Origin of the sequence: Gimesia fumaroli, from assembly GCF_007754425.1 — a bacterium.
Taxonomy (GTDB): Bacteria; Planctomycetota; Planctomycetia; order Planctomycetales; family Planctomycetaceae; genus Gimesia; species Gimesia fumaroli.
Genome location: NZ_CP037452.1, coordinates 4,364,482 through 4,376,803 on the forward strand (window position 1 = coordinate 4,364,482; position 12,322 = coordinate 4,376,803).

General features: G+C 49.8%; 6 protein-coding genes. All 6 read right to left on the minus strand.

The features are described 5' to 3' along the window. Positions 1 to 2 precede the first annotated feature (2 nt). Positions 3 to 2,963 carry a PSD1 and planctomycete cytochrome C domain-containing protein gene (locus Enr17x_RS16450; RefSeq protein WP_145310561.1) on the minus strand — a complete coding sequence of 987 codons (2,961 nt, stop codon included), beginning with the start codon at positions 2,961 to 2,963 and terminating at the stop codon, positions 3 to 5. Next, positions 2,960 to 3,724, minus strand: coding sequence for an IclR family transcriptional regulator (locus tag Enr17x_RS16455; protein WP_145310564.1), 765 nt, complete (start codon positions 3,722 to 3,724; stop codon positions 2,960 to 2,962). Before Enr17x_RS16455 ends, Enr17x_RS16450 begins: the two co-directional genes overlap by 4 nt. 209 nt (positions 3,725 to 3,933) lie before the next feature. Next, a complete protein-coding gene (locus Enr17x_RS16460) occupies positions 3,934 to 6,543 on the minus strand; it encodes an EAL domain-containing protein (RefSeq protein WP_145310566.1) in 2,610 nt (869 codons plus the stop codon). Positions 6,544 to 6,835: 292 nt separating this feature from the next. Next, positions 6,836 to 9,937 carry an efflux RND transporter permease subunit gene (locus tag Enr17x_RS16465; RefSeq protein WP_145310568.1) on the minus strand — a complete coding sequence of 1,034 codons (3,102 nt, stop codon included), beginning with the start codon at positions 9,935 to 9,937 and terminating at the stop codon, positions 6,836 to 6,838. A gap of 55 nt (positions 9,938 to 9,992) precedes the next feature. Further along, positions 9,993 to 11,453: an efflux RND transporter periplasmic adaptor subunit gene (locus tag Enr17x_RS16470; RefSeq protein ID WP_145310570.1), complete on the minus strand. Its 1,461-nt coding sequence runs from the start codon at positions 11,451 to 11,453 to the stop codon at positions 9,993 to 9,995. Between the two features lie 125 nt (positions 11,454 to 11,578). Beyond that, positions 11,579 to 12,094 carry a hypothetical protein gene (locus tag Enr17x_RS16475; protein WP_145310572.1) on the minus strand — a complete coding sequence of 172 codons (516 nt, stop codon included), beginning with the start codon at positions 12,092 to 12,094 and terminating at the stop codon, positions 11,579 to 11,581. Between the last annotated feature and the right edge of the window lie 228 nt (positions 12,095 to 12,322).

The following is a 12,322-nucleotide window of genomic DNA, read 5'->3' on the forward strand; positions in this document are numbered from 1 at the left end:
CGTTACTCAACAAAAAGAAATTCATTGCTGTTTAATACCAGACGACAGACCGTCGCCAAACCATGCTCGTTTGCTAACTTCGTCATTGATTTCAACTCATCAGGTGTCGGCTCGCGCAGCCACGTCCACAATACGATATGCTTCACCTGATCAGATACACTGTCGGCAGACTTCTCTGCCCGTTCCGCCATTTTCTGTGCATGATGCAAGACAAATCGATTGTTGAACAACACCAGCGACTGCAGAGGGGACGCAGAAAACCCGCGCACGGGAGCCAGCAATCCGAGATCCGGAAAATCCAGCGCATCCATCAGCGGGTCAGCAATCCCGCGCCAGACGACGCGATAAATACTCCGCCGATAGGCGCCCGGACTGTCGAGATCGAACTTGTCATAGTGCAGCACCGGTGTCGCCTGGGGACCGGGCGTTTTCGTAAAATATTCGACTCCCGGTCCGCCCATTGTAAAATCGAGTTTCCCGCTAGCCTGTAAGACAGCATCTCTGAAAGTCCCGGCATCCAGCCGCTGCCTGGACATGCGGGCCAACAGACGATTCTCCGGATCAAGTTTGACCAACTGCGGTTGATAGGCTGATGACTGCTGATACGTATTGCTGTTACAGATCAGGCGATGCAGGTGCTTGAGCGAACCGTTATGGTCTCGCAATTCGCACGCCAGCCAGTCAAGTAATTCAGGATGGGACGGCGTGCCCCCCATGCGTCCAAAATCGTTCGGCGTATCACACAAGCCTTTACCAAAATGATAATGCCAGACGCGATTCGTAATGCTCCGCCAGGTGAGTGGATTCTTTGGATCAGCAAGCCAGTCAGCGAGTGCTGCGCGACGTGCCGACTCGGGATGACCGGGCGGCAAATCAAATCGTCCCGGTAAAGGTGATAACGCCGTTAATGCGCCGGGCCCAACCACCTCGCGGGGTTTTTCAAGATCACCGCGTGATAAGATTCGGATTTCGCGAAGTTGAGGAAACGTCGCCGTTCCCGGTGCATTCGCCGCGGCAGAAGCAGCCGCGTAGACATGAACTTTCGGAGGAAGTTTTTCCAGTTCCTGATCGGCACGATGCTCCAACACAGTAGCCGCCAGCAACGTCTGTTGCTCAGGCGTTCGCTGTTCTACTGGCACAGTCAGCACCGTTTCGACCTCTGCCGGTAAAGCGATGACATTCAACTTGGGTGCATCGGTCGCGGTCAACTTGAATCGACCGATAATATGCGCGCCACCATGGATCTGCTTCAAGGTCACCGCCAGACGAGAACCCGGCTCAAGACTGAGCGGAGTTTTTAATTCAAATACGGCATAGTGACCAACTCCCACACTCGGATAAATACCCCAGGCGGTTTTCGGATTTCCATCGAGGGCATGCTGGATGGTCCAGCCTGCCTGATTGAAGTCGGCCGTCGCCTGACGAATCGGCACTACTTGCCCTTCCTCGGCATGGGGGAGAAAGAGACGCAGTTCGAATTCACTCAGATGCAGGTTCCCGTTGTGTGCCCGCCCCGGTCCTTTGTGCGGTAATGAATCATCGGTCAGTAGATCCAGTCGAACTGCAGTGATCGTCGAGAGCGTGGTACTCGCGGTCACAACAATCGTTTCCTGATCAGGAGGTTGCCCTGTCGAAAGCACAGAGGCATCAGGTTGGCGTTTCAGTGTCGCGCCATTCGTCGAAACAAAGACGTCCGGTTCTAAAGTCAACCAATGCGGTTTCGGACCACGCGATTGTTCCCATTCTGCGACCAGCTTCAGATTGTCCGGCTTTAAAAGCAGACCTGCATTCTTCTGCTGTGCGGCAACTTTAACCGACTGCCAATGTGCGCGCTGGTCTGCGACTGCCTGATCGGCATCATACGGGACATCTCCTTTGCCAATCCCGGCAAACACCGCCTGTAGCGAGAAATAGTCGGCCTGTGTAATCGGATCAAACTTATGCGTATGACAGCGGGCGCAATTAGCAGTGGTACTCGTGAAGGCCCCCATCGTCTGTGTTACCAGGTCGTCGCGATCCAGGTATTCAAACGATTTGGGAGCCGTCGCGGCGGCACTGGAATCATAGGGCCCCGCCCCGAGGAACCCCAGCGCGACCGTCAATTGGGAAGACTTCGGAAAGAAGTGGTCAGCCGCCAGTTGCTCTCGAATAAATTGTGCCCAGGGAATATCCCGATTCAATCGATCGATCACATAGTCTCGATACCGCCAGGCATGGGGACGAAAGACATCATGCTCAAACCCATGCGTGTCAGCATAATGCACGGTATCGAGCCAGTGCCGCGCCCAGCGCTCACCGTACCTCGGCGATTTCAACAGCCGCTCTAACAGATTTTCATAAGCGTTTGGCCTTTGATCGGCCATGAACGCCGCTACTTCTTCATAAGTGGGATGCAGTCCGTGTAAATCATACATCAAGCGACGAATCAACGTGCGTTGATCTGCTTCGGGTGAGGGAGTTAAACCTTCTTGTTTTAGACGCGCGTGAATAAACGCATCTATGGGATTCCCTGTCCCATCGCCGGGAACAGTGGGACGGACCAGCGGTTTGAGCGACCACCAATCGGTGGCACTCGCGAGATCAACGACTGGTTTTGCGGTTCGAGGATCGTGTGCCCCCTTTTTTACCCACTCAACAAGAATCGCGATTTCCTTTTCAGGCAGCTTTTCATCGGGCATTTTTAAATCGGGATCACTATGTCGTACCGCTTTGATCAGCAGACTTCCAGCTGGATCACCGGGGACAATCGCGGCTCCCCGGCTTCCCCCCTTCTTCCACCCACTCTGCCAGTCCAGAGTCAACTCTCCTTCCATGACGCCTGCTGAATGAGAATGGCATTCAAAACAATGTTTCTTCAGCAGGGGCTCAACAGAATCACGAAAGAAAGCGTTCTCATCTGCACAGACAAGATCGACTGGCAGTAAGACGATCAATAAAAGTAAAACGGCACGAAGTCCATTCATCGGTTGAGCCTCCCGGCAATCTCTTCCGCACACTGTAAGATCTGTTTTCCCACATTGGCAAACAGACTCTTAGGCATGCGTTTCGACGGAGCCGAAACCCAGACTACGGCAAGCAACTTTTCTTCCCGATCCAGAATGGGGGAAGCAATACAGTGAATGCCTTCATCGGCTTCGGCATAATCTGTCGAGTAACCGCGAACACGAATTTGCTCGCATTCTGTTTTCAATGCATCGGGGTCAGAAATCGTACGTGGCGTATCCGCTGTTAAGGGAATCCGCTCAATTGTCGTTTCAACATCTTGAGGGTCCTGAAATGCCAGTAGTACCTTGCCCGGTGCGTTATTATGCAAGGGAAAGCGGAGCCCCACATCGACGGCAATTCTCAGCGGATGCAGACCGCTCACCTGTTCGATGATCACGCCTTCATCGCCAACGCGAATTCCCAATTGGATGGTTTCGCGTGTCTCATCACGCAGTTCCCGCATCAAAGGCAGGGCTTCTTCGACCAGACTCACATCGCCTACCTGAGGCAGCCCTAATGCCAGGAATTTGGTCGATAAGCGAAAGCGCTTGGTCAGTGGGTCACGTTCCAGATACTGACGATCAGTCAGCGTATGCGTAATTCGAAAGACCGAATTTTTATTCAGCGACAGCCGTGATGCCAGCTCACTGATGCCCAAACCTTCCGAGACCTGACTCAACGCTTCCAGAACATCCAGCCCCCGCTCCAGCGCAGGAACACTCGTCGTGGCTGTTTTCATTCGCTCCCCTTCAGAACAGGACTACGTCACATATACATAACGCGTCCCACCAGAGTAACGAACAGTCGCATCGGTGTCAATTGATATCAGGAGATCTGGCGATCCTCCGTTATTTAGCGAATTCCTTCGAGTCCCCGCATAAAGCAGAGACTACCTGTCCGCTCTCCGTATCGGAAGTCAATGCCCCTTAAACGGCCCAAGAAATTGGCTTATGCCATTTGTGGAATGGAGTTGAAACAGGCACTCGGCTGCTTCAGCAGATACTCTTCTAATTTTTCAGCTGGCATTGGACGTCCAAAATAATACCCTTGTCCCAAATGGCATCCCAGCTTTTGCAGGGCAACAACCTGACTCTCTTCTTCAATCCCTTCCGGAATCAGCATGATACCCAGATTTTCTGATAGCACAACGAGTGAATTGATCATCGCCGCCATACCTTTGGTCCGTTTGACTTCTGCAATCAATGAGCGATCAATTTTTAGAGTATCCACGGGGAACTGGTTCAACGACGCAAACGAAGAGCGTCCGATACCAAAATCATCAATAGCCAGCTTCACCCCGATCTCCTTGATATCTTTCATTGCCTGAATGGCAGATTTGATATCAGAAGCGAAAGCATCTTCGGTGACTTCCAACTGAATATGCTTGGGGGCGACATTAAACTCTTCTAATGTCCGTTGAACGGTATGAACTAAAAGCGGGCAGGCGAATTGTTTCCGCGAGAGATTAATGCTGATCATCGACGGTGTCTTATATTCCAGACGCTCTGCCCAGTCGGCATATTGCCGGCAGCCTTCTCTCAAGACCCATTCTCCCAACTCGATGATCTGCTGAGAGTCTTCGGCAATCGGAATAAACTCACCAGGACTGATGATTCCATGCTGGGGATGATTCCAGCGAATCAATGCTTCGACACTACATACCGCCCCACTATCCAGTGAGACAATCGGCTGATAAAACAATGCCAGTTGATTATATTCGATCGCCTTTCGGAGATCATTTTCCAACATCATTTCTCGCATCACACGTTTGCGCATCGAATCGTCAAAAATTACATAGCGACTTTTCCCCATCCGCTTCGCTTCATACATCGCGGTATCGGCATCACGAATCACATCTTCCGCTCGTTTGTAATGTTTATTTCCGATCACAATGCCCATGCTGGCCGTCGAATAGACTTCGTGATTTTTCAAGTTGTATGGACGGGCAAAATCAATCAACAGACGTTCGGCTACCGTAACCACTTCCTCTGTATTTCTGATTCCATCCAATAGAATAATGAATTCGTCTCCGCCGAGTCTTCCCGCAGTATGCCCTGCGACTTGTCGACTGATCGAATCGGTACAACGCAATTGATTTCGTAATCGCGTGCCGATCTCGACGAGTAACATATCTCCTACATCGTGTCCCATACTGTCATTGACCATTTTAAATCGGTCAAAATCCAGAAAGATCACTGCATAATTGGAATTCAACTCTCTCCGAGATTTCTGGATTACCTGGCTCAAGCGATCATGGAACAGCGCGCGGTTCGGCAGACCCGTTAATTTATCCAGCAGTGAGGCACGCTCAAAGACTTCCTTGCTTTTGCGTAATTCAATCTCGGCTTTTTTGCGTTCGGTGACGTCAAACACGACACCATCCACCATCACGCCATTCTTGCTGTCAGCGGAAACCTGTCCCTGTTCCCAGACAAATCGAATCTGCCCGTCTGCCCGCACAACCCGGTATCCGACTTGAAACGATTTTTGTCCTTCAGCGGCAACGCGCACCGCAGCATGGACCTTAGAGACATCTTCAGGATGAATGATACTGGCAAAGGTCCGGACAGCATTGTGAACCAGATCTTTAGCCGGGAATCCTACGAGTTCTTCAACGGTCACACTGATAAATTCCAATGTTCGATCTTCATCCACATGTGAGCGGAAAGTGACTCCCGGAATATTGTTTACAAGAGTTCGAAATTGCAGTTCGCTCTGTTCCAGTTCTTTACGCTGTGACTCAATTTTTGATAACGCCTGCTCAATTTCAACTTTGGCCTGAACAGCCTGATCACGGGCCTCTTTTTCCTGCTCTTCGCTTTGTTTTAGTTCCGCATTATAAGTCTGAAGCTGGTCATTGGCCGTCATCAGCCGCAGATTATATTTTCTGAATAAAACCAGGAGAATCACACCTGGAGCAACAGTCATGAAAAAGACAACCGCCACGCTGACGGCCCCACGCCAGACAAGTTCGCTACCACTCTTCGTCACGTGTGTGGCACTATCAACGGCTAGTCGAGACGATGATCTGATCAGCTCTCGCATCTCGTCTTTGAAAGGTGCCATCGCCAGATTCGCCTGCTCAGGCGAATCGATCTTCCCAGACTCTATTTGTGCCACCACAGCCAAAAACTGTAAGCGGTATTGTTCCACAGAATCGTTCAGCAGTTTATGCAAACGCGTTTCTTCTTCATTCCCAATCTGTCTGCTGAGAAAATCGGTATCAATCGAAAGTTTATTCCAGGCGCTGCGCCATCTCTTCAGGTACGAATCAAATTGACCCGGCTGTCTTATGTTCAGGAATACGTCCTTCTCAAAACGCCGGCACTGTAAAACATCGATTGCTACTTTTCCGGACAAAGCCTGACGCGCAACATCACCGTGAATCACATGACGTGTGAGTGCAACGTGCTTCAGTTCGTAGACCAGAACAAAGATGCCAAAGACAATGACGATCACGATTCCCATTAATGGGATCAACGGCCACGAAAAATGGACTAAATTTTCCGCGTCTCTCTCTTGATTGAGGGATTCATTCGATTCAAAAATCGGTTTCATAATGCTCGCTTTAAAACCTGTGAGTGCAATACGATTTCATGAAACCTAGGTTATTTTTATATATTGAGCTCTGTTTTCGATCATTCCGAGGAACCAGAACCACTTTTTGCAGTTAAACACCTCCTTTAAAAAATGAACAAACCCACAACTACACACATTGCAATACTGCCCAATAGACCACTGCTTGGAGCCGGAATTTTTCAGAGTCTTTTAGATCTTATACATTTACAGGGTTATCCTTATTTAGTGTCGTTAAGAATGTGAACTCTGGTGTGTGAAGGTCCCTACGTTTTCAGCCAGAAATTCCTGTCTCATCACCGACTGTTTCAATCAATTTAGGAGCAAACCAGGGATAAATGGCGGGAACCACCAGGGAGGTCAATAAGGTGGAAGTAATCAAACCACCAATAACGACACTAGCGAGCGGACGTTGCATTTCGGCCCCATCGCTTTGGGAGAGTGCCATCGGCAAAAATCCGAGACTGGCCACCATCGCCGTCATCAACACAGGCCGTAATCGCGCCATCGCTGCCTGGAACGTTGCATCCTGGACGGGTACTCGATCTTTCACGCGCAGATTCTCAGCCGCACTTACCCAGACCAGACCATTCAAAACAGCCACACCAAATAACGCAATGAATCCTACTCCCGCTGAAATACTGAAAGGCATATCGCGTAGTGCCAGGGCAAAAATCCCCCCTGATGCCGCCATCGGAACCGCCAGAAAGATCAATAACGCCAGACGTACTGACCGAAAAGTCGTGTGCAGCAGAAGGAAGATCAACAACAGAACAATCGGTGTGATAATCACCAGTCGCTTGCTGGCTGACTGCAGATTTTCAAAATCGCCGCCCCAGCGAATTTCATATCCTTCAGGTAGATTGATCTGCTCTTGAACCACTTTTTGGGCATCGGCGACGAAACTGGCCACATCCCGCTCTCTGACATTGGCTTGAATAAAGGTCCGTCGACGATTCGATTCGTGTTCCACCGAAGGAGGCGTCTCTTCAAAACTGATCTCCGCCAGTTCTCTCAAAGGAACAGGGGCTCCCATCGGATTAGAAACCGGCAACTGTTCCAACAAATTGATTTTCTCGCGCCATTTTTGCGGAATGCGAACAATGATCGGAAAACGAGCGCGGCCTTCAAAGATCAGGCCGACCTGATGTCCCCCCAACGATGAAACGACATCCATCACATTTTTGGCATCCATTCCATAACGCGCCAACACATCCCATTTCGGCTCAATCCGAATCGTCGGCAAACTGGACTGAATGTCCGCCTTCACATCCACGGCTCCTGGTACTTTTTTCAGAACCCGTTCGATTTCCTTACCCTTAGAACTGAGCATGGCTAAATCGTCGCCGTACAACAAAACGGCCACATCGGCTTTCACACCGGCGACGAGTTCATCCACGCGCATCTCAATCGGCTGTGTGAACCCAAACGCCACCCCAGGAACACTGCGATTCAACTCCTCAGACATCTGCTCAATTAACTCATCTCGTGTTTTCTGCTCTGGCCATTCTTTCTGAGGCTTCAAAATGACCCAGACATCAGTCTGATGCACGCCCATCACATCATTGGCGATCTCAGGCCGTCCGGTTTTACAAAATACGGTTTTGACTTCGGGATACTTGATCAACACTTCCTCTATCTGCGTCGACATTTCCACCGAGCCTTCAATCGTCGCACTCGGCAGACGCACTGCTTCCACCAGCAAATCCCCTTCTTCCAGTCGAGGCATGAACTCGGCGCCCAGATTTCTGCCGACAGGAAGACTGATTAGAAACACCAGTAAGGCCGCACATACCGTTAACCAGGGACGTCGTATCGTCCAGGTAACCAGGGGTCGGTAGATCCACTTCACCCAGCGAATCAACCAGATTTCTTTCTCAGTCATCTTTTTCGGCAACGACAGCGATGCGAGTGCTGGCATCAGCGTAAGAGAGAGCACCAGCGAACCTGCCAGAGCAAATAATACCGTTAATGCCATCGGGCGGAACAGTTTTCCTTCGGTTCCCTGCAGTGCCAGAATGGGTAGATACACTACAGCAATGATTAATTCACCAAACATCGTTGGTTTACGAACTTCAATTGCTGCGTCACGTATGACTGACAGATATGGCTTCCCCTCTTTATTCATCGAGAGCCGTCGAATACAGTTTTCCACCATAATCACGGAACTATCCACGATCAATCCGAAATCGATTGCCCCCAGGCTCATCAAGCTGGCGGTAATGCCGGTTGCCGCCATTAAGTTCGTCGCAAACAACATGGATAAAGGAATCGCCAGTGCCACGATCAGCCCTGCGCGAAAGCTACCCAGCATGACCAGCAACACCACGACCACCAAAATACCACCTTCAACCAGATTCGTCAGCACGGTTCGAAGCGTACGGCTGATCAGAGACGAACGATCATAGGTAATCTCCAGAGTCACTCCTTCCGGGAGCGTTTTTTGAATTTCTGCCAACCGCGCTTTGGAATCAGCGACCACTTCCCGCGAATTCTCTCCAATGAGCATCATCACCAGGCCGGTAACAGCTTCTCCTCTTCCGTCGCGGGTCACGGCCCCCTGCCGCGTCATGGGAGCAATTTCCACATTGGCCACATCACGCACCAGAATGGGTGTGCTGTTGGGATCGTGGCGTACTACAATGTTTTCGATATCGGTTTTGTTCTTTAGCAGTGCCTGACCACGAATAAAACGTTGCTCGTGGTTATGAACAACATAACCTCCCCCGGCAATCGAATTATTATTCTCAATTCGTTTGAAGAGCTCTTCCAATGAAATGCCATAGCTGTTGAGTCGATCCGGATTGGGCTGTATTTCGAACGTTTTATAAAAACCGCCGTGCGTATTAATTTCCGTCACGCCCAGAACTTCGCGCATTTTGGGCGCAATTTCCCACTCCAGCATCGTACGGAGTTGCATCGGTGTATAATCTTCACCGCGAACTTCAAATTGCAGAATTTCCCCGAGCGCTGTCGCTAATGGGCCTAGTTGAGGCGTCCCATAACCGGGTGGAATATCGGCGGCAGCAACGGTAATACGTTCAGTCACAAGCTGTCGTGCCCAGTAAAGGTCAGTTCCTTCTTCGAACACAATCGTGACAACCGAAATCCCAAATTTGGAAACGCTACGAACTTCTTCCACCTTAGGCAGACCGCCCATTGATGTTTCAACGGGATAGGTGACATAGCGCTCTACTTCCACTGGGGAAAGAAAGCCGGCATCGGTGACGACCTGAACCTGCACGTTCGTCATATCAGGTACCGCATCAATGGGCAAATGCAGGGCCGAGTAGAGTCCTCCAGCCGCCATGAGTAATGTCAGCACCAGGACAATGAATCGGTTCGCCAGTGAAAATTCAATTAAATGAGACAGCATCAGAATAACTCCAGCAGAAAGCAGAAAAAACAGGTGAAACGTGATCGCAGAGAAACTACTCTTCTCGTTCCAGCAACAGCTCGGATTTGAGGGTAAACGCCCCGTCCTCAACAACCTGTTCTCCGCCGGCGAGACCGCGCTCAACTTCGATCCAGTCTTCGGTTTTCAGTCCTGATTGAATATCAACGCGACGAAACAACCGATCGGAATCTTTAATAAAGACAAACTCCTGGGCTGCATCATCCAGTACTGCCTTCGCAGGTACTGCAATCACATTTGGCTTCTCTTTTCCTGGAATCATGACCTGGGCAAACATGCCTGGCCTTAAAACTCCACCCGGATTCTTGATCTCGGCAATCAAAGGAACCGAGTTCGTCGTAGGAGAAACTTTGCGTCCCAGATAATGCAAACGTGCCGTAAATGTCTGATCGGGAAACGCGTTGACCTTGACCCTCAGTTCCTGCCCCCCGTTTAACGAAACAGCGCCCCAGTCAGATTCGCGAATATCAGCTGCCACCCACAGCGTATCGGTTTGCGCCAATGTAAATAAAGAATCCGAACGATTGACTCGTTCTGACTGACTGAAGGTCCGCTCTTCAATCGTCCCGGCAAAGGGGGCAATGATTTCCAATCGCGACAGTTTTTCTGCCGCCTTCATATCATCGCTATTCAAATCAATTCCCGATCCGATCAACGACTCCAGATGCTGCCGACTGATAGTCATCCGGTGTTCGGCATCGTTGAGTTTCGCCAGCATCTGATCTCGCTCCAGGCGAACATCATAAATTGATTGCTCGCATAACGCCTTCAGACCCGCCCGGGATTCCTGGACGTCCGCTTCTCGCATCTGTTTTGTCTGTAGAGAAATAGCACCTGACTTAGCCAATGGGGCCGACTTCTTATCGATCGTCAAAGCCAGCAGATATTGCGAATAAGCGGGTAATAACTGCGAACGATAATTGCCCAGTTTGGCATCCGTAAACTCTTTTTCGACCGACTCCATCGTACGCTGGCTCAACAGTGCATCAACCAGTTTTTGGACATTATTCTGGATCAATAATTTCCAGTCATACTGATTGCGGACCAGTTCATACTCTGCCGTTTTCTGGAGTAAATCGGCACGAGCTGTTCCAATCTCGGGACTGTTTAACACAGCAAGGACCTGTCCTGTTTTTACAGCATCGCCTGGCTTGACCTGGACATCAACCATTACTCCTTCTGTAGGGGCTTTGATTGAGACATGTTTCCGATCATCGTACTGCAGTCGTCCTGGGACAACGCGAACCTGATTCATCGACTGTCGTTTAACTTGTGAAAATGTGAATTGAACCGCCTTGATCTTCTCATCAGTGAGTTCAATTTGTGCCGAATCCTGTTCGGATTCATCAGTACCTGCTGTAACATCAGTTTCGGCCGGCTGATTATCGCTTATCATGTCCTGTAGATAAGGCCAGAGAAATCCAATTCCGACGACTGACACCATAATGGTCAGTATTAAAAAGACGCGTGATTTCATAGTAATATTCTCCCGCAATAACGGAAATTGAGAGAGGAATCATGCCGTGTTTCGATCAACGAATCTTGATCGGCGCATAACTCCGGTTGTAAAGATAAACGACGTTCTTTCAGGGAGAATCGAAATCAGCAGAGAGAAACGCTGATTAAATTGTGAAGTGACTGGCTTTGAGAAGCCTGCAGGAAATGCCCGGTCTCAGCTTGGTTCTGAGGAACGGGCAGCTCTTTGTGCGAAAGCGTAGTAGCACGATTCAGGCTGGCAGGTTCCAACATCTGCTGCACAATGTCAGTTTGTGTAGATTCACAAACAGGCAATGACTGGGAAGACTCGCCGATAATGAAATAGTGCTGAGCGGGAAACCGTTTTTTGAGGGGATCATTACTCTGATCTTCCCCCAGATACACGAAATGCAGATGCCAGCCTTGTTCGGAAGCTTGAGTCTGCACCAGGCTCGTATGGTATTGATCCAGATGGGAAGGCAACCATGCGCTGTTATTCGCGACCACAGGATTCACATCATGGTTATGGAGCCACGGAAAAGGCAAATTCCACAACGACAGTAGCAGACAGACACGAATTAAACATCGTGTTGTCCAATGCAGTTGTGTTTCATATTCAATGAAAGAAGAATGAATTTGCACTGATACCATACCAAATTGAGGAATTATAGGATGCTCGTCACAAGGTGGGGAGCTGCCGCTACACAACTCTAGTAGTATTATTTGTCCCCTACCTGGAATATGTCAAGTCTTTTCTTTTCAAGACCTTTCTACTTATTCAGACAAGACACGATGTCTCAAACCTTAATTGAGATTCGGTTTCGCCATAGGATCCATCTGAACACTGACAGAAAGGCTCCCATTCACTGA